17 protein-coding genes and 1 pseudogene are annotated in these 22,919 nt (G+C 59.9%); 9 read left to right on the top strand and 9 right to left on the bottom strand.

What is annotated here, in order from left to right:
* Positions 1–218 precede the first annotated feature (218 nt).
* The 3 genes from LE197_RS09525 to LE197_RS09515 form a co-directional block, all read right to left on the bottom strand.
* The gene (locus LE197_RS09525) at positions 219–1,094 is read right to left on the bottom strand and encodes an alpha/beta fold hydrolase (RefSeq protein WP_004349746.1); all 876 of its coding nucleotides are present in this window, start codon (positions 1,092–1,094) and stop codon (positions 219–221) included.
* Positions 1,091–2,617, bottom strand: coding sequence for a flavin-containing monooxygenase (locus LE197_RS09520; RefSeq protein WP_023109199.1), 1,527 nt, complete (start codon positions 2,615–2,617; stop codon positions 1,091–1,093). The genes LE197_RS09525 and LE197_RS09520 overlap by 4 nt, the downstream gene beginning before the upstream one ends.
* 383 nt (positions 2,618–3,000) lie before the next feature.
* Entirely contained in the window at positions 3,001–3,582 is a 582-nt protein-coding gene (locus LE197_RS09515; RefSeq protein ID WP_226033992.1) for a TetR/AcrR family transcriptional regulator, read from the bottom strand.
* Between the two features lie 448 nt (positions 3,583–4,030).
* Between LE197_RS09515 and LE197_RS09510 the strand changes: the two genes are divergently transcribed.
* The 7 genes from LE197_RS09510 to LE197_RS09480 all read left to right on the top strand — a co-directional run bounded on the left by LE197_RS09510 (position 4,031) and on the right by LE197_RS09480 (position 14,138).
* A complete protein-coding gene (locus tag LE197_RS09510; protein WP_003158799.1) occupies positions 4,031–4,918 on the top strand; it encodes a phytanoyl-CoA dioxygenase family protein in 888 nt (295 codons plus the stop codon).
* 61 nt (positions 4,919–4,979) lie between these two features.
* Positions 4,980–6,347 carry an NAD(P)/FAD-dependent oxidoreductase gene (locus tag LE197_RS09505; RefSeq protein WP_003122771.1) on the top strand — a complete coding sequence of 456 codons (1,368 nt, stop codon included), beginning with the start codon at positions 4,980–4,982 and terminating at the stop codon, positions 6,345–6,347.
* 110 nt (positions 6,348–6,457) lie between these two features.
* Entirely contained in the window at positions 6,458–7,105 is a 648-nt protein-coding gene (locus LE197_RS09500) for a hypothetical protein (RefSeq protein WP_003122770.1), read from the top strand.
* A gap of 554 nt (positions 7,106–7,659) precedes the next feature.
* Positions 7,660–9,084 carry a DUF1329 domain-containing protein gene (locus LE197_RS09495; RefSeq protein ID WP_003089182.1) on the top strand — a complete coding sequence of 475 codons (1,425 nt, stop codon included), beginning with the start codon at positions 7,660–7,662 and terminating at the stop codon, positions 9,082–9,084.
* A gap of 83 nt (positions 9,085–9,167) precedes the next feature.
* A complete protein-coding gene (locus LE197_RS09490; protein WP_226033991.1) occupies positions 9,168–10,754 on the top strand; it encodes a DUF1302 domain-containing protein in 1,587 nt (528 codons plus the stop codon).
* 8 nt (positions 10,755–10,762) lie between these two features.
* On the top strand, positions 10,763–13,165 hold the full coding sequence (locus LE197_RS09485; RefSeq protein WP_023099593.1) for an efflux RND transporter permease subunit: 2,403 nt from the start codon (positions 10,763–10,765) through the stop codon (positions 13,163–13,165).
* A gap of 10 nt (positions 13,166–13,175) precedes the next feature.
* Entirely contained in the window at positions 13,176–14,138 is a 963-nt protein-coding gene (locus LE197_RS09480; RefSeq protein ID WP_023109197.1) for a WD40/YVTN/BNR-like repeat-containing protein, read from the top strand.
* A gap of 84 nt (positions 14,139–14,222) precedes the next feature.
* On the opposite strand, the gene LE197_RS09475 is transcribed toward LE197_RS09480, so the two are convergent.
* Complete coding sequence (locus LE197_RS09475; RefSeq protein WP_003089190.1) at positions 14,223–15,089, bottom strand: phytanoyl-CoA dioxygenase family protein; 867 nt, start codon at positions 15,087–15,089, stop codon at positions 14,223–14,225.
* Positions 15,090–15,382: 293 nt separating this feature from the next.
* Here LE197_RS09475 and LE197_RS09470 point away from each other — a divergent pair, with 293 nt between their 5' ends.
* Entirely contained in the window at positions 15,383–16,582 is a 1,200-nt protein-coding gene (locus tag LE197_RS09470) for a PucR family transcriptional regulator (protein WP_003160255.1), read from the top strand.
* Between the two features lie 22 nt (positions 16,583–16,604).
* Here LE197_RS09470 and LE197_RS09465 read toward each other — a convergent pair whose 3' ends face one another.
* Positions 16,605–17,147 carry a hypothetical protein gene (locus LE197_RS09465; protein ID WP_003122765.1) on the bottom strand — a complete coding sequence of 181 codons (543 nt, stop codon included), beginning with the start codon at positions 17,145–17,147 and terminating at the stop codon, positions 16,605–16,607.
* Between the two features lie 835 nt (positions 17,148–17,982).
* On the opposite strand from LE197_RS09465, the pseudogene LE197_RS09460 reads away from it, so the two are divergent.
* Positions 17,983–19,252, top strand: a pseudogene (locus LE197_RS09460) (IS4-like element ISPa45 family transposase).
* A 1,259-nt stretch (positions 19,253–20,511) separates the two neighbouring features.
* Here the strand turns inward: LE197_RS09460 and LE197_RS36800 are convergent.
* The 4 genes from LE197_RS36800 to LE197_RS09445 all read right to left on the bottom strand — a co-directional run bounded on the left by LE197_RS36800 (position 20,512) and on the right by LE197_RS09445 (position 22,906).
* On the bottom strand, positions 20,512–20,787 hold the full coding sequence (locus LE197_RS36800; protein WP_264086471.1) for a transposase: 276 nt from the start codon (positions 20,785–20,787) through the stop codon (positions 20,512–20,514).
* Positions 20,784–21,488, bottom strand: a complete 705-nt coding sequence (locus LE197_RS36795) for an IS5 family transposase (RefSeq protein WP_264086470.1) — start codon at positions 21,486–21,488, stop codon at positions 20,784–20,786. Before LE197_RS36795 ends, LE197_RS36800 begins: the two co-directional genes overlap by 4 nt.
* 313 nt (positions 21,489–21,801) lie before the next feature.
* The gene (locus LE197_RS09450; RefSeq protein ID WP_003117290.1) at positions 21,802–22,281 is read right to left on the bottom strand and encodes a hypothetical protein; all 480 of its coding nucleotides are present in this window, start codon (positions 22,279–22,281) and stop codon (positions 21,802–21,804) included.
* Positions 22,262–22,906 (bottom strand): DUF6036 family nucleotidyltransferase, encoded by a 645-nt coding sequence (locus LE197_RS09445; protein WP_003117289.1) that lies wholly within the window; start codon positions 22,904–22,906, stop codon positions 22,262–22,264. The genes LE197_RS09450 and LE197_RS09445 overlap by 20 nt, the downstream gene beginning before the upstream one ends.
* Between the last annotated feature and the right edge of the window lie 13 nt (positions 22,907–22,919).

Genomic DNA, 22,919 nt, shown 5'->3' with positions numbered 1-22,919 from the left:
ATTTTTGTCGTTGTTGAACGGCAGTGGAGGAATTCACGCGCAGGGCGAACCAACGGCTCCGGCGTGTGATGCATGGCTCTGCGGTCGAGAATCAACCGGGAACCTTTTTGTCTTATGTGGGCCTGGATAAGCACGAACTTCGAAAAGCCCCATGCAAGTCCCGAGGTGTAAAAAGAGGGGCGGCACCCACCCACCCGCCCCTGAAGGGATGTTCCGTACTAATGCATTTGGCCTGCGAGCAGGGAAAGCAGCGTTCCTGTCAGGCAGGCGGGGAAGTCATGCCCCATTCCCGGCAACAGCACCAAGCGTGCCCTGGGAATGGCCGCCGCCGTGGCGAAGCCTCCGCTGGTGGCGACCATGAGGTCTTTCTCAGCATGGATGACCAGCGTGTTGCAGCGAATTCGCTGGAGTTCCTGCGTTCGGTCGCCCGAGTTGATGATGGCGCCGATCTGCCTCGCCATCCCGAGGTTGCTCGCTTCCCCGCCGCCTCGCTCCCAGGCTTGCATGGCGTAGTCGCGATGGGCCTGCTCGTCCCATTCCAGCGTCGTACCGACGGAACGCATGATCTCCACATAGTCGCGAACGCTCTCCCGCTGGTTCCGGGGAGGACGCCGGAGAAGCTGCAAGATGGTCTTGAACGCTGGCTGGCCTACTCGCAGCGATCCTGTCGTCGAGAAGATGGACGCCAGGCTCATGACTCGCTGCGGATAACGAGCGGCAAGTGTCTGGGCGATCATGCCGCCCATCGACATCCCTACGACGTGCGCCGCACCCAGGCGCAGGCCATCCATGAGGCCGATCACATCGTCGGCCATGTCGCCCAGGTCATACCCCGCAGTCGGTTTGCGGAAGAACTGTTGCAGGGTCGAGGGCGGGGTAACCTCGGTGAAGAAAGACCTGCCCGAGTCACGGTTGTCCAGCGTGATCACGCGCAGGCCCCGCTCGACCAGGCCGGCGATGAGCGCTTCAGGCCAGTAGATCAATTGCAGCCCCAGGCCGACGATGAGGATGACCGCAGGCGCGGTTTCCGGACCGTGGCTGCGATAGCAGAGGCTACGCTTGCCCGGTAGCTCGCAGAACCGATCCGCAGTCATCGCCTGCCGCCCTGAGTCTGAAGCGCCACGCTTCTGTGCAGGTAGGCGTCAGGCACCGTGCTGAACCGGAGGCATTCGTCGGCGACCTTCCCTCGGCGCAAAAGCTTGATGTCACGGAAGTAATCCATCGACATCACCCAGGGCTCGCGAGGCCCCTGGCGCGGCATGCTATCCAATGCCCGCTGGACATATCCGGCCCCGAAATCCAGCAGGGGACGGGTTTCGACACCATCCGGCGCCTTCGGCTCGCAGACGTTATGGCCCTGGCTGTCCATGAAGCCCAGCAAGCGACAGAAGTGGTCGCACAGCAGGCATACTTTCAGCGTCCAGGATGAGTTGGTATAGCCCACCGCAAAGGCAAAATTGGGTACGCCGGAAAGCATCGTGCCCTTGTACGCCAGCGTCTGGCTCAACACTACCGGCTCGCCATCCTTGTGCAGGGCGATACCGCCGAACAACTGCACGTTCAGACCGGTGGCCGTGATGATGATATCGGCCTTCAGTTCCGTGCCGGACTTGAGCAAGACACCGGACTCGGTAAAGCGCTCGATATGGTCGGTAACGACCGAGGCTTTACCTGCACTGATGGCCTTGAAAAGATCGCCTTCGGGAACCGAGCACAAGCGTTGGTCCCAGGGCTTGTAGGGCGGGTTGAAATGAACGTCGACCGGATAGCCCTTCGGTAATTCTCTACGGGTCAGCCATATGAGCAGCTTGCGGGCGAGCCCGGGGAAGCGCTGGCAGAATCGCCAGAAGACCAGGGTGATCTTGGCATTCTTGTAGCGCGTCAGTGAGTAGGCGGTTTGCGCCGGCAGAATCTTGCGAAGAAAAGCGGCAACGGAATCGTTGGCGGGCTGGTTGACGATATAGGAGGGCGTCCGCTGCAACATGGTGATGCTGGCGACCTCGTCGGCCATGGCGGGAATCAGGGTCACCGCCGTTGCGCCGCTGCCGATGACCACCACATGCTTGCCCCGATAGTCCAAGCGCTCGGGCCAGTGTTGCGGGTGGATGATTTGCCCCTTGAACTGCTCCGCGCCCTCGAAGCGTGGGCTGAAGCCTTGGTCATAACGGTAGTAGCCGCCTGCGCTGAACAGCCAGCGGCATTCGATGGTGCGGGTTTCTGCCGTGTGGCCGTCCTCGACGCATACTGCCCACAGCCCTTTGTCGCTCTGCCAATTCGCCGAGACCACTTTCTGCCGGTACTGGATGAAGGGGTCCAACTGGTATTCAGCGACGGCTTCTCGCAGGTATTCGAGAATGTCGGCGGCATCCGCCAGAGATTTCGCCTTGGTCCAAGGCTTGAAGTCGAAGCCGAAGGTGTACAGGTCCGAGTCGGAGCGTATGCCGGGATAGCGGAACAGGTCCCAGGTGCCGCCCATTCGCTCCCGGGACTCGAGAATCGCAAACACCTTGTGCGGCTGGTGACGTCGAAGGTAAGCCGCAGCGCCGATGCCAGACACACCGGCTCCTATGATCAGAACATCGAGCGGCTCAATTGGAAGAGCAGTGTGAGAGGACATGTCGCCTCCTATTGTTGTGTTATAGAGACTTGATCTTTTGACTTGATCGCTTGACCAGAATAGGCGCGAGCGAGGTGCTGGTACAAGGTGCGAAATGCACCAGGTTTCCATCGGTTTGGGTTTATTTGCACCTAGGTGCCGCAGCCAGTTCCCGCCAGGCCATGGCGGAAGGCCTGTTGCATGGACGAGAAGCGCACAGTCAACTTGCAGGACTATGAGGGGGAAGGACCGGCGAGATAGCCGCCCAGGATTCCGCTGGAAGCGGAGGCGGGGAGAGGAGAACTAGAAGAGGCGCTGCACCTGAACTGGCAAGAGGCCCGAAGAGCAGGGGCACGGCGAACCGTGTCACCATGCCCCTCTCTAGAGATGCGCCTTCGAAAAGATCAGAAGCTGGCCACCAACAGCTTCACAGCCTGGCAGGCGGCTTCGGTCTCGGCATTCAGCCGCTCCTGGTCACCATGGGCGGACCAGGCCAGAAGCAAGCCATCGAACAGGTTGATGAGCAAGCGACTGACAGTGGCCAGCGCTTCCTGGTCCAGCACCGAGCCAGCGACCTGTTCAATGGCCTGCTTCGTCGCTTCGACGGAATCGGTGTAGATCTTGCTCGCCATAGCGGGGTTGTTACGCAGATTCCAGAAAAACAGCTCGAACTGCGTAGTCGCCAGTTCCGGATGCGCGGTGAACCACCCGACCAACTGGCGCAATATCTCTGCTACCGAGTCTGCCGCCGTGGCTCCCGCCGTAACATGCAGCAAGGACTGCTGTGGCTTGTCTATCAGGGATTCATAGACCGCGTCGAACAATTCGTCCTTGGTGTGGAAGACATAGTGCAGGGAGGCCAATGGAGAATTCGCCGCGGCCGCGATGCGACGGGTAGTGGCATTCGCCACACCATATTCCGCGATCACCTTCACGGCGGCCTCAATAAAGTCTTGCCTGCGCACTTCGGCGCCCACTCGAGCCATTCAGCTTCTCCTTCTTCGGTGTTGCCGCCAGGCGACTGGTCCGCTGTCGACCGGGACGAATGCTAACGCATGGCCGTCCCCCAATCCATGAGTCGACACGCTTGAGGACCGAGGCAGCGACCCTTTGTCTCTCCAGATGTTTCGCTCCGACCGCCGGCGATGCGTAGCCGAAGCGAAACAGGATCGAGCCTGGGCAATCCGCTATCGCCAGCGCGAACCCGCGTAGAGCCGGATCTTGATTCGGCTGGCCTTTCCTGAGCGCCGAGATGCCACGCAGAATTATTAATCGTTTGACTTGATCACATGATCATGTCGTATGATCAAACCTCCTTTCCGCGCCAGGCGCAAGGAGAGGGCGGTCTGACCGCATGAGAGTGAACGCTCATGGGCTGAGGTTGATTGCGGAAGCCCTGCAGAACAATGACAACACCACACAGGTAGGCATCAGATGAGTACGCGAAGATTGACGACAGTCAGCTGCGACACCCCGATCGAGCAGGTAGTGGAAATCATCAGGCGTGATGGCGCTGTCGCTATTTGCAACTTCGTCTCGGAAGAAACCTTGAAGTCTCTTACCGAGGACCTGGACAGCTATCTGGGCGTTACCCCCTGCGGCATGGACCCTTACTTCGCCGGCACCCAGACTCGACGTACCGCGCGGATCCTGGCGAAAAGCGACTCCGCCGTGGAAGTGGCACTGAACCCCCTGTTCCTCGAGACGGCAAAGCAGGTATTGCAGACTCCCACCCATGTCTGGGTAGGGAACGATCGGGTCGAGATCACGCCCGATATCCAACTGAGCATGACCCAGGCGATACAGATCGGGCCTGGACAAGGTCTTCAACCCCTGCATCGCGACGATGCCACTTCGCTCTGGCGGCATCCGCAGTATGGTCGCGAGGCTCGCTTGCAGCTCATGCTGGCGATTACCGACTTCACCGAAGAGAACGGCGCGACGCGGGTCATTCCTGGCAGTCATCAATGGGATGACGAACGGATGCCCACCCAGGAAGAAACCATCGGCGCAGAAATGAAGGCAGGCACTGCGCTTCTCTGGCTGGGATCGGTATATCACGGCGGTGGCGCCAACAGATCCGACGCTCCTCGCACAGGCCTGACCATGGCCTATGACCTGGCCTTCCTGCGCCTGGAAGAAAACCACTTCCTTTCCATACCCGTCGAGCGCGTTCGGCAGCTCCCCTCGCAAATGCAGCGTCTGCTGGGGTGGAGTGCCAGTTCCACGCTACTGGGTTGGGTGGAGATCGATGGTCAGATGCGTGACCCGCAAGAGCTGTTGGGCATGCCCTCCTTTTCCGAGGCGGGGAAGGGGTTCTAGCGGCACTGCCATGGATCGGCCCATGAGAGGAACAACGTCCGGCAACCCGGGAGTGATGTGAATGAATGCCTTCAACGGAGCGGCACGCAACAATGCAGAACCCATGAGATTCCGCAGCCTTGGCGGATGGGTGGAGCAGCCAGACGACCTGCAGCCGGCGCTGAAAGGCCACGAGCACGCAGACGTAGTCGTGGTCGGCGCCGGGTTCGCCGGCCTGTCAACGGCGCTGGAACTAAGGGCGCGTGGAGCGAACGTCATCGTTCTGGAACAGCAGTTCGCAGGCTTCGGGGCCAGCGGGCGCAATGCCGGCTATCTGCTCGGCAGTATGGGCATAGAATGCGAGGTTTTCGTCAAGCGAGTGGGGCTTGAGCAGGCACGTAAGTTCGTCGGTTTCTATGACGAGGCCGTCACCTATGTGGAAGAGCGTTTGGCTGCGCTGGACATCGATTGCGATTACACGCCCTCGGGAATCATCCGGGCCGCCGTCCATCCCAGCCAGGAAAAGCGACTGCGAGCGAACATGGAGCTTGGCCACGCGCTGGGCTCTGTCACGCGCTTCGTGGATAGCGCCGAGATGCGCGCGCGAGGCATACCGCCCGCATTCCTGTTTGGCAGCGAGCAGCGTGGCGGCACCTTGAATCCGGGAAAGTACGTCAACGGCCTGCGTCGTGCGGCAATCAAGGCTGGCGTTAAATTGTACGAACGCACGCCGGTGCTTTCCTACTGTGAAGGGCAGGTGATTACCTGCAATACGGCCCAGGGTATCGCCACCGCCCCTGTAATGGTTCTGGCGACCAACGCCTACACGCCTCAGCTGGGAGTGCTACGCAACAAGGTTGCACCGATCCGGGTTTCGGCAATCGAAACCCAGCCACTATCGGCGGAGCAACTGGCGTCCCTGGGTTGGCAAGAGCGTGAAGGCCTCATTACGCCGCACTACACCATGGAAAGTCATCGCCTGACGGCCCATGACACCCTGCTGCTGACCGTGAAGCAATTGGGTTATGCCTACGGCTCGAAGACACCCAATGTTCCGGACCACGCCGCCTACGCCGCGTTGTCGAGAGTGTTGCGCGAGCGTTTTCCTTCCTTGCAGGGCCTTGCCATTCGGCATTGCTGGAGCGGGTATATCAGCGGGGCCTACGACTTCCTCCCCGTGGTCGGGGTGACAGGGGCCAGGCAGAACATCTTCTATACGGCGGGATGTTCAGGGCATGGCCTTGCCACTCAATCGCTCATGGGCGCGCTTTTCGCCGAGCGAATCGGCGGTGGAGAGCCTCCGCTGCTAGCGGCGCTGGAACACAAGACGCCATCCATGCTACCCGAGCCACTTCAATGGTGCGCCATAAAGACGGCCTTTGCGGCCGCCAGGCTACTGGATGCATGGACCGACAAGAAAGTGCGCAAAGACAAAGCCTTGAACGGCTGATAACGATGCGGGGAGTTAATGGGGTTATGCCCGTACTCCCTTGCACCGATTAGACACAAGGCATCGATACAACTCTATCTGAAGGGGCAGTTAACGTGGAACCGAGAGACTTGTTCGCTCTGCTCTCATGTATTCTCCTGGTGATTTCCGGATTGTTTTATGGCGCTGCATTCATCAGGCGGAAAAACTATTTGCTTGGTCTGGAGTTCTTGATCGTAGGTATCTCGGCATCGAACTTCACTACATTCATAGCCACCGGCTGGCAAGCCAACTACAACATCGCGATCTTTCTCGACGCCTTTTCGCGAGGGGTGGGAGTGCCAGTTATCGCTACGCTCGGGCTAATGGCAGTTACCCACGATTACAAACCGTCGCCCGCCAAGGATATCCTCATTTTTGTAGCTGGCTTTGCCGCTACCGGCGTCTACTTCCTGTCTGGAATCATCGAGGGATTCCTCCCTTATTTCTATGTATTCATGTGGTCAGCCTATACCTTGTATCTTTGCTACTTCACCTTGCAACTGGCTCGTGCAGGCGAAGCCCTCCATACTCTGGCCACCATCGCTGGCGGGCTGGCGGGCCTGGTAGTAGCGCTCAGGTATGACTTCTTCCCGATTCCGGGAGACGACACGAAGATGGTCTTCATGACCATGGCCTTCCTGGCTTGGTCCTATTCCATGGTGCAGTTGTACTATGCCTATGGTGCGCTGGAGCGTTCGAACAAGGTATACGGCCAAGCGTTTCCTCGTCCACGATAAACAATACGGCGCGACAAGTTTTTCTTTCTGACCCGATAACCTGGCAGAACTGTTCTGCTGTAACTCCATGGCAGGCCCTGGCCCTGCCTTTTACCGCCCTTCGGGGCGGTTTTTTTTGCAGGCATTACATCCGCTATAGTCCCGCTCCGCCGCGGAGCGTGCATTGTCGGATAAAGTTGCTCGATTCATGACCGGTCATATCCGATCGCTCCCTCTGACCCGAGGCGAAACGACAATTGAAAATGCCCGAGCCGATATCTACGAAAGTTCCCCTCAAGCTCTCTTGTGCCCTGTTACCAAGCATCTCCAGGTAACACATGTTTCTTTACTTCCCAAGGTGGTGCACAGGGCACTGGGCCTGGAACAGAACTTTTTCCATAACCGCCTGATTTATAACAATTAAAAAAACATGAAAGAGAACTGGCATATGGTTTGCCTCATGATCGTCCGACATGGTCAATTGATCAGGTCAAATGATCATTATCGACAGGAGCCGACTTCTTCCCCTTGGGAGGTCGAGCAACCGGTCCATGCCCTGTGTGAGGAGCCATCCAATGAAAGATGTAACTGAACGGCTGGAAGGTGAAGCGCCCACCCGTCGTGTTTTCCAGCAGCAGTTGTTCATGACCCTCGCGGTATCGACCGTGCTCTGTTCGGTCCAGGCTGCGCCCCAGGGCCCCGAGGCGCTGGGGTCGAAACTAACCCCCTTGGGCGGGGAGATCGCAGCGAGTGCAAGCGGGGATATTCCTGCCTGGACGCAGCCTGGACAGCAGGACGAGGGATGGAGCTACGGCCAGGTGCGAGGAGAGCACTGGAAGTTCAAGGGCGACAAGCCGCTCTACAGCATCGACGCGAACAATCTCGCGCAACACTCGAGCAAGCTGTCCCCCGGACAGGTCGAGCTGTTCAAGAGGATTCCCGGCTATCGCATGGATGTGTATCCGACCCGTCGGACCTGTAGCGCTCCGGACTTCGTGGTCGAGAACACCCGGCAGAACGTTGGTTTCGCCAAGCTCGATGCTGCCGGCCTCGCTCTGGACGAGGCTCACGTTCCGGGCATCCCGTTCCCCATGCCGAGTACCGGTGCCGAGGTGATGTGGAACATGAAGATGCGCTACCGCGGCGTTGGCGTCGAAATTCCCCGGACCATTTCCGGAATTTCTCCACGCAAAGGGGGGGAATGGTTACGTCAGTCGACAGATACCTTCTTCTTCACGCCCTGGGGGAAAAAGGGGAGTGCGCTCTTCTCGTCAGTTGGCCGCCTGGAGAATGCGACCTTCTTCAACTACCTCGAGCCGGCTGCTCTGGCCGGCCAGTCCGCGGTACAGACTGCCGTGGCCGGCGAACAGGCCACGACCTTCTACTACTTCCCCGGCCAGCGCCGCGTGCGGCGAATGCCGTCGTACTCCTACGATGCGCCACAGATCGGCCTGGATAACCAGTACACCGTCGACGAGGCGAACGTCTTCTTCGGCACCATGGACCGTTTCGACTGGAAGCTGATCGGCAAGCAGGAGTTGCTGGTGCCTTACAACGATTTCGGTGCCTACGACACTGGCGCCAAGGTGGAGACGTTTGCCGGCAACGACTCGATCGCGCCGCAGTCGCGTCGCTATGAGCTGCATCGGGTCTGGGTCGTCGAGGCCAATGTCCGTCAAGGCATGCGCCATCAGGCGCCGAAGCGCATGTTCTACATCGACGAGGACAGCTGGAACCCGTTGCTGGCGGTGGACTACGACAAGCAAGGGCAGATCTGGAAAGTGCGCGAAGGGTTCTCGATTCCCGTGTACGAGACAGGCGCCTGCGACGTCCAGGCCCAGGTCCAGTACAACCTGGCGGATGGCCGCTACCTCTTCGACATGACCTCGATCGGTGCGGGCAAGAACGATATTCGCTGGCTCACCGAAGACAACGGCTCCCCCCGCCTGAAGCGTGACTTCTTCACCTCCGACAATCTGCGAGCCATCAGCGAGCGCTAACCGACGCCAGATCGAGAGCCAGCATGAAAAAAATAATTACGAAAGCCTCAGGCCTTGTCATCGCGTGCACAACCCCACTGGCAATGGGATTCACGTTCGAAACCGAAACCCTCAATGGCTCCTTCGACTCCACGATCACCGCAGGCATGGGTCTGCGTACCGAGTCACGGGGCTGCAACCTGATCAACCAGGGACCGACCGGGCACAACGCGCCCTCCGGCTGCCTGGCGCAGAGCTCCGGCGTGGCCGACCAGGGCGACCTGAACTACGACCGCGGCGACATGTTCACCAACTACCTCAAGGGCACCCATGAGCTGTTGCTGAAGATGCCCGAGGACATCACCTTCATGGCGCGCGGCACCTGGATCCGCGACTTCGCTGCCACCGATACCACCGGCACGCTGTCGTTCAACACCCCGGAGAGCGTCGGCAGCAACGGGCTGAGCGACGACGCCCGCGATGAACTCGCGTTCAAGGCCCGCCTGCTGGACCTGTGGGTGAGCAAAGGCTTCGACGTGGGCGGGCAGCGGGTCCGCGCACGCCTGGGCAACCAGGTGATCAACTGGGGCGAAAGCCTGTTCGTGGCCGGTGGCATCAACAATACCAACGCCTACGATTACCAGGCCTTGGCGCGCCCCGGCGTGCAGCTCAAGGAGGCCGTGCTGCCGGCGCCGATGCTCAGTGTCGCGTCGGGCCTGGGCTCGGGTGTCAACGTCGAGGCCTACTATCAATTCCGCTGGAACAAGAGCGAATTGCCGCCGGTGGGCAGCTACTGGTCCACCACCAACGCGCTGGGTGAGGGCAGGGGGGACTACGGATTCTCCGAAAAGGACGCCCGCGACAGCGGCCAGTGGGGCCTTTCGCTGCGCTGGCAGCCGGAGGACAGCGACGTCGCCTATGGCTTCTACGTGATGCGTTGTCACGACAAGTTGCCATCGTTGCGTGTCGCCATTCTCGACCCGAACACCTTCGCGGCGGCACCGACCTGGGAGTACCAGGAAGACCGGATGATGTACGGCATCAGTGCCAACATGCCGATCGGTGACTGGGCCGTCGGTACGGAGCTGTCGTACCGGCCGAAGGACTCGGTCATGCTCAACCCGGTCATCGACCTGTGTACCGGCAACGGCGGCAAATGCTGGAAGGACGAGAAGAAATTCCAGTGGCACCTGACAGGCCTGTACAGCTTCACGCCGTCCAATTCCCCGACGCTTCTGGATTTCAGCGGGGCCAGCACGGGCAGCTTGCTGACCGAACTGGTGGTCATCAAGTACCCGGGGCTGCATGACGAGGTCAATGGCGAACCGCTCGCCGCGGGACTCAATGCCTGGCAGCTGGATCCTGCCAGAGCGCCGAAGTCCCGTGGCGACAAGACCTCTTCAGGGATCAACCTGGACTTCAGCCTGACCTATGACGGCACCTTGTTGCCGGGCTGGCAGGTCACGCCGGGCGTCTTCTATGCACGGTCGCTGGGAGGACGGACACCGAACCTCAGCGCAACCTTCACCGAGGACGCGAGCAGCATGAACCTGTACCTGAACTTCGTGCGGAACCCGGCCAGTTGGCAGATTTCCCTCAACTACGCGAAGTTCATGGGCGGTGAGACGCCCTACGACCAGCTTTATCGTGACCGCGATTATGTCGGCATCGCGATCTCCCGCACCTTGTGAGGCTTGCCGTGAACGGTTCTGTAAAGCTACCTGAGGCCCCGACACGTGGCCTGTTGTCATATGTCGAAGGTGTGTTGTTCAGGCATCGCCGGCTGGTGCTGGCGAGCCTGGCGGTATTCACGCTGATCATGGGCTGGTTCGCCGTACAGCTGCGCATGGATGCCGGCTTCGAAAAGCAATTGCCGGTAGGCCACGAATACATCGAGACATTCGAGGCCTACCGCAATGACCTGCTGGGGGCGAACCGACTGACCATCGTGGTCAAGGCCCGAGAGGGCGATATCTGGAGCGCCCCGGGCCTGAAGCGGCTGTATGACGTCACCCAGGCGGTGACCTTCCTCCCGGGAGTATCGCGCAGCAGCGTGCGCTCCCTGTGGACGCCCAACGCCTTCGTCAACGAAATCACCGAGGAAGGTTTTCGTGCTGATCCGCTGGTACCCGGAACGGTTTCTCCCGAGCACCTGGATGACCGGATCATCGCGAAGATCGCCAATTCCACTGCCCAGGGCGGCTTCATCGGTACGCTGGTTTCCCGGGACCAGAGCAGCGCGATGATCACGGTGGAACTCAACGAGTACGATAGCCAGGGCGCCCATCTGGACTACGTAACCTTCAACCATCGGCTGGAGAAAGAGATCCGCCAGCGCTTCGAAGACGGCGATTTCGAAATCCAGATCATCGGTTTCGCCAAGCAGATCGGCGACATCGCCGACGGAGCTTCAGCCGTGCTGGAGTTCTGTTTGCTGGCGTTGCTGCTGACGGCGGGGGCGGTGTACTGGTATTGCCACTCGCTGCGTTTCACCTTGCTGGCATTGGTCTGTTCGCTGGCCTCGCTGGTCTGGCAGTTCGGCAGCCTGCGCCTGTTGGGCTACGGGCTCGATCCGCTGGCAGTGCTGGTGCCCTTCCTGGTGTTCGCCATCGGGGTTTCCCATGGCGTGCAGCAAATCAACTTCATCGTGCGCGAGATCGCCATCGGCAAGAGCGCCGAAGAGGCGGCACGCTCGAGCTTCACCGGGTTGCTGGTTCCCGGGACGCTGGCGCTGGTGACCGCGCTGGTTTCCTTCGTGACGCTGCTGTTGATCCCGATCCCGATGGTGCGGGAACTGGCGATCACGGCTTCGCTTGGCGTGGCCTACAAGATCGTCACCAACCTGGTGATGTTGCCGTTGATGGCGTCGTTGCTGCGCGTCGACGACAAGTACGCAGCCGCCCAGGAGGTTTCCCGGCAGCGTCGCAGCCGTTGGCTGCGGGGCCTGGCCCGGCTCGCCGAGCCACGCAAGGCGCAGTGGGTGCTCGGCGCGGCCTTGGCGGTGTTCCTGGCGGCGATCTGGCAAAGCCATGACCGCGTCGTCGGCACGCTGCAGGCGGGTGCGCCGGAGTTGCGCGAGGACTCGCGCTTCAATCGCGACGCGGTCTCCATCGCCAGCAACTACGACATTGGCCTGGACTGGCTCAGCGTGGTGTTCGAAGTCGACAAGGCTCCTTCCGAGGTGGCCTGCGAGGATGTTGCCCTGGGCCAGTACCAGGATCGTTTCGTGTGGGCCATGCAGGGGGTGCCCGGCGTCCTCTCGGTCGCGTCCTTTTCCACCACCATGCGTCAGTTCAACGAGGGCTACAACGAAGGCAACCCGAAGATGGCGGCGGTGCCCATCGACCCGATGAACTACGCCGCGCTGGCCACCGAGGTTGCGCGAACCCCTGGGCTGATGCGCACCGATTGCAGCATGTCGGCCGTGCACCTGTACCTGGCCGATCACAAGGCCACGACCATCAACCGAGTGGTGGACGCCGCCAAGGCGTTCCGCAGCGAGTATCCGATGTCAGGCATTTCGATCCGCCTCGCCTCCGGCAACGCCGGCGTCCTGGCAGCGATCAACGAAGAGGTGGAGAAGAGCGAGACCCCCATGCTGCTTTACGTCTATGCCGCCATCGCCTTGCTGGTGTTCGTGGTCTATCGCGACTTGCGGGCGGTCCTGGTGTGTTGCCTGCCGCTGACCATCGGCACCTTCATTGGCTACTGGTTCATGAAGGAGCTGCAGATCGGCCTGACCATCGCCACCTTGCCGGTGATGGTGCTGGCAGTGGGCATTGGCGTCGATTACGCCTTCTACATCTACAACCGCCTGCAACTGCACCTGGCCCATGGCCAGACGATCACCAAGGCGGTGGAGTACGCGCTGCTCGAGGTGGGCGTCGCCACCATTTTCACCGCCATCACCCTGGCCGTTGGCGTGGCCACCTGGGCCTTCTCGGAGCTCAAGTTCCAGGCCGACATGGGCAAGCTGCTGGCCTTCATGTTCATCGTCAACATGGTCATGGCCATGACCGTGCTGCCGGCCTTCGCCGTGTGGCTGGAGCGGGCGTTCCCGCGCAAACGTCCCGTGCGCATGATCGGCGCGCTGGTGCATTGAGGAGAGAAGCATGAAGTTCAGGGTTTCATTCACCGCGGCCTTGCTCGCAGCAGGATTGCCGCTGATGTCTCTCCAGGCCGCGCCGTTGCAGGCCATGCCGGCCGTGCAGGCGGGCAATGCCACGCAGGCCACCATGCTGGCCGCCGGCTGGGCCGGAGAGCGGGTGGTTGCCGTGGGCGACCACGGTGTCGTGTTGTTGTCCGACGACCAGGGCAGGCAGTGGCGCCAGGCACGCTCGGTCCCACTATCCACGCCATTGACGGGTGTGTCCTTCGTGGATGCCGGGCACGGCTGGGCAGTGGGTCACTGGGGGGCGATCCTGTCCACCGCCGACGGCGGGGAGTCCTGGCAGGTCCAGCACCTGTCGAGCGAAGAAGACCGGCCGCTGTTCGCCGTGCACTTTTTCGATGCCCGGCAGGGCGTTGCGGTAGGGCTCTGGTCGTTGGTGCTGACCACCGAGGATGGCGGCAAGACATGGACGGAGCAGCCGTTGCAAGCGCCTCCAGGAGCCAAGCGGGCCGACCTCAACCTGATGGGGCTGTTTGCCGACAACCACGGCACCCTGTACGCCACGGCCGAGCATGGGCAGGTGCTGCGCTCCGACGACCAGGGGAAGAACTGGCGTTACCTGGATACCGGCTATGAGGGCACCCTGTGGTCTGGCGCGGTGCTGGCCGATGGGCGTCTGCTGCTGGGTGGTCAGCGTGGCACCCTGTTGCAGGGCTCTGCCGATGGCAAGGCTTTTCGCAGAGTGCCAACGCAAGGCAAGGGCTCGGTCACATCCATAGCAGTGGCTGGCGCTCGGGTATTGGCGGTCGGGCTTGACGGACTGAAGGTACGGAGCAGGGATGGTGGAAACAGTTTCCAGGAAGCACCGTCGGCTGACGGCCTTTCGCTGACGGCGGCGCTGTTCAACGCCGACGGCACGCCGCTGCTGTTTTCACGTCGCGGAGTAATGCCCCGCCAGGAATGAAAGTGTTCACCGGCCTCTTTGCTTGTCCGGGGACGCGGTTGGGCCTGGCGCCTTCGGGGCCAGGCCGGCCAGCGTGGAAGGCTTCTAGAGCTGGAGATAGTCGGCCAGGTCTGCGTAGTTATGTTGCCACAGGCCTGGGCTGCCATTGGGGTACTGGGAGCGGAAGCCGAGGATCTTCTGAACGCGCGGAGCAAGCGTTCTGACCAGTTCGAGCGGCACGATCAACGGGTAGGCCTCTTCAGGCGTGATGATCGAAGCCTGCATCGGGATGGTGAGCCCGCGACGGTAGAAGTCAGCGGTCACGTTGGCCCCGCCGCCATGAACGACTTTCCCGCCGAACAGCACGGCATCTCCTGCTTTCAACAGGGCAGGGATCGTCATTTCTGGGGTTCCTACATCGTCGAAGTCATCCCAGTCCTGGCTCCCGGGGATCAAGCGCGTGGCACCGTTTTCCTCGGTGAAATCGGTCAGCGCCAGCATCAGGTTGGTGATGGTGCGCGGCGCATGTTTATTCATGGCCACGAACGGTTGGTACTGCGCCATGTCGCGGTGCAGCATTTGCGCTTTGTTGCCTGGGCCGATCTCGATCAACTGGGCCGTGGTCAGCCACCAGTCACCGCACTCCGCGGCGTAGAGCACGTTCCCCAGGTCGTGAAAGAGGTCGTCATCGAGGATCTCCTCGCGAAAGGTCTTGCTGTGGGTGACGAGGTTGGTGAGCCGTTTGGTCTGGCGGCCATGGAACTCGGCGATCAGCTCGTGCTGGTGCTTGGAGCCGGCCTCGAGCGCGGCCAGGGGAGCGTCCAGTTCGTTGTTGATCCGTGCGACTTGTTCGGGGGTCATGAAGTTGCGGATGATCACCGCACCTGCCTGGTCGCTCAGCAGTGCAATCTCTTGCGCTGGAGTCGAGCGGGTTACGACGGGCAGGCTGAAGGTATCGCGAGAGGCTGACATTGAAAGAACTCCGGATTGAAGGAACGGTTGGCGCAGGCGGGTCGCTGCCCGGGCAACGGGCACCGGCGAACAAGCCCGCTTGCCACTGCGCTAAACCCCAAAAAAAGAACATGGAGCGTCACGGCGCCTCCTTGTATTTTTTGTTCAGGCAGTGAGTTCATGCTAGGTTTCCCCCAACCTTGCGCCAAGGTACGAACTGCACCATTTCCTCTGTGATTTTTGAGTGATTTGCACCGCCCATGACCAGTACGCCATCCTCCTGGCCACGCCCATCGGAAGCCGTTCGTGAACTCATGCGCAAAGGCGCCGAGCTCGCTCAGACGCTGCCGCCGGAGTGGGTCGAGCGCCTCAATCAGGCGCTGTTCTCTTCACCGGAAGATGCCAAGCTGCTGGAGGACCCGGTCATCCTCGCGGCGTGCCGGCGCGCCAACCGCGCAGAGTTGCTGCATTGGGCGAACGCCAATCTGCAGCGCCCCGGAGAACCGGTGCAACCCTACGTCTCGGCCGACATGGTGGACACGGCCAGGGAACTCGCCCGCAGAGGGCTGTCCGAGCTGCTGATGAATGTCGCGAGGTCGACACAGAACACCGCCTGGGAGCTATGGATGAAGATGGCCTTCAACCTGACGCAGGATCCCAGGGTGCTTGAGGAATTCCTGGAGGTCTCGTCGCGGTCCATCTCGGAGTTCATCGACAGCAACATGCGTGTGGTGACCCAGATCATCCTCGAAGAAAAGAGCGCCCAGGCCCATGACGACCCGATCGACAAACGAAGCCTGGTCAGTCGGCTGCTCGAGGGCAGGGATGTGGATACGGAGCAATTCGGCAGGCGGCTGGGCTACAGCCTTTTCCAGAAGCACTACGCCGGCCTGGTCTGGTGCGAAAGCCCGGACGCCGAGATCCGCCTTCTGGAGGATGTGGCGCGTACCCTGGCGCAACTCACGGGCACGGCGGCGCCGTTGATCGTATTCGCCGGCCCCGCGACCCTGTGGGTCTGGAGCCATGCGGCGAAACCGCTGGACCTGAACCTGCTGCAAGGCATCGCACTGCGGTTTTCAGGGATTCGCGCGGCAATCGGCTCGCCGGGCACGGGAGTCAATGGCTTCCGTCGCTCGCATCTGGAGGCCCTGACGACGCAAAGGCTGATGGGCCGCCTGGCGGGCGCACCCGCCGTTGCCACCATCGACCAGGTGAGGATGGTGTCGCTGATGACCCAGGACGACCGCGCGGCCAGGCAGTTCGTCTTGAGCACCCTGGGGCGGCTGGCGACGGAGCCTTCGGTGCTTCAGCGCTCGCTGCACGCCTTCCTGGCCAATGGCTGCAATGTCACCCAGACCGCAGAAGCGCTGGGCACGCATCGCAACACATTGCTGCGCCGGCTGGAGCGTGCCCAGGACCTGTTGCCCGTCCGGCTTGCCGATCATCGCATTCAGATCGCCGCGGCCCTTGAACTGGTGATCTGGAGTACTCCCCTGATCGATGATGATAAATAACCATAAAGACCGAACGCGCTCTTCACAGTAAAAAGGATGCCCCGGTCAGGAAAAGACCGCCAATAAGGAAGAGGGTGATCAGACGAGTGCTGAGCCTGAGAGGAGGCTGATGCTCGACAGTCTTGTCCAGGGCGAAATAAAGCTTTCTGAGTATTTGCCGCTCATCGATATCGTCTGCATCGAATATTGAATCGATCACCGAGTCCGCGCTTGGAAATGGGTTATGCAAGAGCGGAGCGACATCGAATGCACTTTTCTGGAGCGCACGCGCGGAAAGCAGAGCCGAAGTGACCAGGGCCGCAAGCGCTGCGATAGCAAGAACCACCTCCAGGGGAGTAATCATGCTGATACTGGCCGAAGTGCCAAAGCGAAGCATGGTCCCATATAGAGTTATCACGCCGGCGAGGGCACCGAGTGACAACGTGAACATGAGGCGAAGGTAGACCGTCACCAGGTTCCTTGAGGAAGAAACCTGCTCAAGATAGATTTTCACCAGTGCTTCAATGGTCAGTCGGCGCGCTTCGAATACAAGCCGACGCTCGTCGGGGGAGGGGCTAGGTGACATCCGTCGTCCTTCTGCTATGGTTGCCTGCTCGTTTCATCTTCGAATAGAAAGATGAGTCCCGCCAGAGCACTTTTTGAATATTCAATGCAGGACGGCGCTTGCTGCAGCAGCGCCGTCATCGTCAATGGAACATACCTACAATTTCATCTTCATGTCATGTTCCGGTTTCGACTCAAGACAGCGGACGTCGTCCCAATGCATTCAACGTCGATCTATCCATTCGACTGTTGATTGCCAATCCATTGTCCAGACGGAGTGCCAGAGCAGCCGGCAGGCTGCGAGTACGTGGCACAGGGTGAAAATGGGGCCAATGAGCCGCGGTACAGATGCAGCTTCATGGCTGCGCGATATTCAGCGTGCGGACGGGCATTTGCTCATGTCGGGTCCGTGTCGGGCGATACCGCATTGTTGCAATCGGCTCCGTGCGAAGGAGGTAGCAGAGGTCTTGTGCGGGTGCTGCCAAATCTGTCCGGGATTTAACCTGGGCAGCAAGCCGTCGAGGTGTGGGACTCGACTGAAGGCTTCAAACCAAGCATGGAAGCGGGAACGGAGCGCAAAAGAGCAAGGGTCTAATAAACGATTTACATAATTTAACAAGTGGGCGATGTCATATGTTCATAAGCAGCTCACGGACCTGATGTTGCTGACTCAATGCTCTCGAAATGAATGCAGCTGTTCATCGATTGATGTTCATAGACCTAGTTTTTCCCCAATGTCATCAACTTAAGGAATTTTTCCTATAAATATCATATAATTAGCGCTAAATTCAGCGCATAGGAGAAACCCTTTTGGCCCCTCATTCCACACCGTTTGACACCGCCCAGCAAACCCTGGCTTGAAAATTGTACAAAAAATAACCAGTCAGCTCGATTGTCCCGACTTCATCGATACCCACCGCCAGCGCCCTCACGACTTTACCCGCCGACGCCAACTGACCTTCAAGAACCTCGTCCTGTTTTTGCTCAATCAGCCACGCACCGCCCTGCAAACCGAGCTCGATCAGTTCTATCGCGTGCTCAACCAGGCCTCGGCCGAGACCCAGGTGGTCACCGCGCAGGCCTTCAGCAAGGCGCGCGGCAAGCTCAAGCCCGAGGTCTTCGAGAGCCTCAACCAAACCCTTCAGCAACAGCTCGACAGCCTCGGGCTGCGCCAGACGTGGCGCGGGTTACGGGTACTCGCCGTGGACGGCTCGACCGTCCATTTACCGCTGGAGTCGGTCATGACGCGCTTTTTCGGCTGCCATAGCGAGTTTCCCGTTGCCCGTCTGTCCATGCTCTACGACGTCGCCGACGGCCAGACGCTACACAGCCTGATCGTGCCATCCGCAGTCGGCGAGCGCGATTGCGCCCATCTGCACCTCGAGCATCTGCCCGCTGACAGCCTGACGTTGTTTGATCGCGGCTACCCCGGACACTGGCTGTTTGCGCTGTTCGAGCAGCACCGGCGACATTTCCTGATGCGCCTGCCGTGTGGCTACAACGCGCAGGTCAAACAGTTTCTCCGCTCGGGGCAGACAGAAGACACGCAGTTCTTCTCTGCCAGTCATCCCGAGGCGCGCCTGTTCTGTACCGAGGCCGGCGTCGATCCCGCGGGCCGGGTCGAATTGCGCCTGATCCGGGTCGAGCTAGCCAGCGGTGAAAGCGAAGTGCTGCTGACCTCCCTGCTGGATCGACAGGCCTTCCCGGCCGAGGTGTTCGCGGATCTTTACCACCGCCGCTGGGGCATCGAAACGGACTACCGCCGCCTCAAGCAGACCCTCTGCCTCGACAACTTTAGCGGCCGTAGCGTGACGGCCGTGAAGCAGGACTTTCATGCCGGGCAACTGCTGAAAAACCTAGCGCTGCTGATGCAACATCTGCTGCAACCGGTCATCGAGCAGCGCCACAAAGGCCGCAAGCTGCGCTGGAAGGTCAACTTCACCCAAGGTGTCACGCCTCAAGAACACCCTGGTCGACCTGCTGGTACGCCCCGGTGTGCAGGGGCTGGCCAACGTGATGGAGTTGATGGCCAACAGCCTCAGCGCTGTGCGCCCGGGCCGCAGCTTCCCGCGCCAGCGTATGCGCCTGGCCAGTCGCGGCTGCGAGGGCTACAAACCGACGCGCTAAGAACAAGCAGCACCCGAACTGCACCGCAAAAAAGCTGGCCAGACAGCGGCCGGCACGCGCTCGCCCGGAAAACGAGAAATCCCGCCCGCCGAGGCGAACCGGCATCCATTAAGCTGGCGTCTGGGTCGCACATGCGCTGAACTGGGGAGCAAAACCAGTGAAGGCACTGCTGCAACCGCGCGTCCAAGCCCCGGGATTTCTTGCCCCGGCCAGGGCTGGGGGCTTAAGTTGATGACATTGAGTTTTTCCCGGCCCGTCTTAGCCTCGCCGCCCAAACCGCTGATGGTCCCAATCCAGAGGATGAGGGATGCTGGTTTTCAAAAAGCATGCGTTGGGTTCTGGATTGGAAAACGATGTTGCAGGGCATACGGCGTGGCTTTGTGCGGACGACGGTGATCGGCAAGTCTGTATGTCCGCTAGATCGTGTCCAGCGCCAGTTTAGGGGCGGGCAATCAGTCCGGCCTGTTGTCTGGGGAAGCCAAGCCGCAGTTTTGCTCAAGTAAACCCATCATGTCGGGGCCCAAGAGCGACCGCGAAATGTAATGGGCAGATAGCTGGGATGGCTGTGGGAATAAAGGGGAGGGATGGCGAGAGCTGCACGGAAGCTTGATCGGAATTTACGGTTCGAGCCCGAGCGCTTGCCTCAGTCGGATTATCGCCATATCCGCCTCGCCATTGGGCAGCGTCTCCGCCCTGTAGGGGACGTCTACGCGGGAGCCTGGCGGTAGTTGACTCAGGGTGATGTCGATTCCCGCTGTCTGCAGCGCGTTCACAATTACATCAACGATTGAATCAAGACTGGCAAGGCCATCCCACGATTCTCGAGTTTCCCACGCATCTCTGAGTGCACCCAGTAGTTGGGGTCATGCCGAGATAAAGGAAAATTAGGACATACGCGCTGCAACTGATTGTATTTAAATATCTTTCTAGCGTCGCTAAGTTACTCAGGATGGGCTTTATAGGATTTTATAGTCAATTATAGAATCGGCTCTGAACGCCTGATTGAAGTTATGCCGAGGTAAGGGGGGAATCAGGGGTATGCCGAGATGAGGCAAAAATTAGTGCATTCGTTCTGTAACTTGCTGTATTTAAACGAACAGAATGGAAGTCCTGCTCAAGCGAAGGCGCGCTTAGGGATGCTCCGATCAACTTGTCGTGCAGCCGCGGCAAGTTGCAATTTTCCAGGCACCTACAGCGTCATTGGACGAAAAGTGACCGAAAAATCATGTACGGAGAGCTTTTTCGACCGGTTCTCCGTGTTAAACGCGAACCTCACCCATACCCATGAGCTGTTTTCGAACCCTCCACAGGTTTGCCAGGGCGAACAGCGTGGTCAACTGAGCCGTGTTTTTCATCAGCCCACGAAAACGTATTTTCACGTAACCAAACTGCCGCTTGATCACGCGAAACGGATGCTCGACCTTGGCCCGTGTCTGAGCCTTGCAGAACTCGATCTTGCGCTTGGCTTTGTACAGTACGCTGCGCTGGTTCAGCTTGGAATAGGTGCTGCGACGCGCTGCAATCTGCCAGATCACCCCCGATTTTCATGCTCTTCGCGCCTTTCGACACCGGTGTAACCGGCATCTGCATACACGGCGTTTTCTTCGCCATGCAGCAGTTCAGCCACCTGCGTGACATCGGCCACATTGGCAGCGGTGCCATGGACGTGATGCACCAGGCCGGACTCGACATCGGCACCGATGTGCGCCTTCATCCCGAAGAAATACTGACCGCCTTTCTTGGTCTGGTGCATCTCGGGATCACGCTTGCCTTCTTTATTTTTGGTCGAGCTGGGGCATGAATAATGGTGGCATCGACGATGGTGCCTTGGCGCAGCGACAGGCCTTTTTCCTGCAGATAACCATTGATGACCGCAAGGATTGCCGGTGCGAGCTGATGCTTCCAGCAAGTGCCGGAAGTTCATGATCGTGGTGTCTTCGGGGATTGGCGCGCTCAGCGTCAGGCGTGCGAACTGGCGCATGGGCGTGATTTCGTAGAGCGCTTCCTCCATGGCCGGGTCGCTCAGGGAGAACCAGTTCTGCAACAGATGGATGCGCAGCATGGTTTCCAGAGGATAGGGTTTTCTACCGCCGCCGGCCTTGGGGTAGAACGGTTCGATCAGCTCCAGCAGGCCTGCCCAGGGCACCACCTGATCCATTTCGGCGAGGAAGCGCTCTCGGCGGGTTTGCTTGCGCTTGCCGGCGTACTCAAAGTCGGAAAAGCTCATCTGGCTCATGGGCGGCTCGGATCAGGTGTTGCGGGGATTCTCGCATAACTGAAGGCTTGTTCGGAGATTCCTTAGCGCAATGGCTTCAGCCTGATACCGCTGAGGATCAGTTCGGCCTGCTGCGAATTAAGTAGGCCGATCTGGAGTTGGCAAAGGCACCGGGGTGTCGGTATCAAGGCTCTGAGCCCAGGTCTCGACCAATGCGTGATCGATCACCAAACCCTCGCTCACGTCGGCTAATGCCTCGCGTGTTAGATCAGCGAGTCGTTGGTCGTCATTTGTTGAGTTGGCCATTCCGCGTCCATTTTGCCGTGCCCTGCTGCTAGCTTACGGGCGTTGGCTCTGAATAGCCCGTCTTCACGCCCTGGGTGGCGGCGTAATGGCGGGTTTGGAAAGCCAGGACATCCTGCATCTGCTTGCTGACGTCCTCTTCAAGCCCCCATTCATAGGCCAGCTTGTCGAGTTGGTAGCGAGAGACAAGCTGGGTCGCACGAGGTGAGCGTTCTGCTGGTTTCAGGTTCGACCAACTGCTGACAAAGCCTTTTAGGCGCGCGGCTTTGTCCGTTGATACACAGGGAAAGCGACGCAGCAGGTCGACGAGATAGAGGGCACGCAGCTTCTGTTCAGGCTCGCGCAGCTTGCTTGCCACTTCACGCTGCAGTACTGGCACGAGGTCGCGCTCTTCGTACCACAACTGCTTGGCAAGCTCCACAAGAGCATCGGACGCAACTTGGCTAAGACGCTGCTGGGTGACAGTCTCCAGGAGCGTGCCAAAGCTTTGTTTACGATCCAGACGTGGCATCTCGCCCATCCTCCAGGTACTTCGCTATGACCAGTTTCAGGCAGCCTAGCATTGCGCTTCGGTTGCCCACGGCATAATCGATTGCCTCTGTTGCCAGTGTAACAAACTGGCCGACATCGACACGGCCACATTCGATGAGCTGTTCGATATCATATTGATCGTTTTCCGTAAAGCGGCCGAGCTTGGAGATGGCCAGATCCACGCCGGCGGCAACGAAGATATGCAGCGGCTGCTCACCCTCGAAACCCTCCATCGGGATGGCGCGCTCGCGGTAGTCCTCGTGCAGTGGCCCGAGGGCATTGGTGTAGTTCTGGTCCAGGTACACCTGCAAGTCGCGGCCGTCGCCGTCCTCATAACCCTCTGGCGGTGTGTAGACGGCCATGATCTCGTCCTTACGCAGCACGCGGGCCGCCTCGATCTCCGCATCGATGTCCGCACTACCACGCGCATGGGTGAGCAGGTGCACCGCGCAGCCGCCGAAGACGAAGACTTTGAGCGAGCCTGGCGGATTGCCATCCAGTAGCGGCAAGGCCCGGGCGAACAGATTACCAATGGCCTGGCCCAGTGGCGTAGTCAAACGGACAGGTTCCGCAGCCCCCTCATTGGTAGTCTCAAGTAGTGTCATCTTCACCTCCGCT

The sequence above is a fragment of the Pseudomonas sp. PS1(2021) genome (assembly GCF_020405165.1).
GTDB lineage: Bacteria > Pseudomonadota > Gammaproteobacteria > Pseudomonadales > Pseudomonadaceae > Pseudomonas > Pseudomonas aeruginosa.
This window is presented reverse-complemented; position numbering and strand designations above follow the sequence as displayed.

Bases quoted from the DNA above. Each gene is read 5' to 3' on its own strand.
- LE197_RS09510 (WP_003158799.1), top strand. From the start codon at position 4,031: ATGAGTACGCGAAGATTGACGACAGTCAGCTGCGACACCCCGATCGAG.
- LE197_RS09445 (WP_003117289.1), bottom strand. From the start codon at position 22,906: ATGACACTACTTGAGACTACCAATGAGGGGGCTGCGGAACCTGTCCGT.
- LE197_RS09475 (WP_003089190.1), bottom strand. From the start codon at position 15,089: ATGTCAGCCTCTCGCGATACCTTCAGCCTGCCCGTCGTAACCCGCTCG.
- LE197_RS09525 (WP_004349746.1), bottom strand. From the start codon at position 1,094: ATGACTGCGGATCGGTTCTGCGAGCTACCGGGCAAGCGTAGCCTCTGC.
- LE197_RS09490 (WP_226033991.1), top strand. From the start codon at position 9,168: ATGGGATTCACGTTCGAAACCGAAACCCTCAATGGCTCCTTCGACTCC.
- LE197_RS09515 (WP_226033992.1), bottom strand. From the start codon at position 3,582: ATGGCTCGAGTGGGCGCCGAAGTGCGCAGGCAAGACTTTATTGAGGCC.
- LE197_RS09450 (WP_003117290.1), bottom strand. From the start codon at position 22,281: ATGCCACGTCTGGATCGTAAACAAAGCTTTGGCACGCTCCTGGAGACT.
- LE197_RS09470 (WP_003160255.1), top strand. From the start codon at position 15,383: ATGCGCAAAGGCGCCGAGCTCGCTCAGACGCTGCCGCCGGAGTGGGTC.
- LE197_RS36795 (WP_264086470.1), bottom strand. From the start codon at position 21,488: ATGAGCCAGATGAGCTTTTCCGACTTTGAGTACGCCGGCAAGCGCAAG.
- LE197_RS09495 (WP_003089182.1), top strand. From the start codon at position 7,660: ATGAAAGATGTAACTGAACGGCTGGAAGGTGAAGCGCCCACCCGTCGT.
- LE197_RS09465 (WP_003122765.1), bottom strand. From the start codon at position 17,147: ATGTCACCTAGCCCCTCCCCCGACGAGCGTCGGCTTGTATTCGAAGCG.
- LE197_RS09505 (WP_003122771.1), top strand. From the start codon at position 4,980: ATGAATGCCTTCAACGGAGCGGCACGCAACAATGCAGAACCCATGAGA.
- LE197_RS09520 (WP_023109199.1), bottom strand. From the start codon at position 2,617: ATGTCCTCTCACACTGCTCTTCCAATTGAGCCGCTCGATGTTCTGATC.
- LE197_RS09480 (WP_023109197.1), top strand. From the start codon at position 13,176: ATGAAGTTCAGGGTTTCATTCACCGCGGCCTTGCTCGCAGCAGGATTG.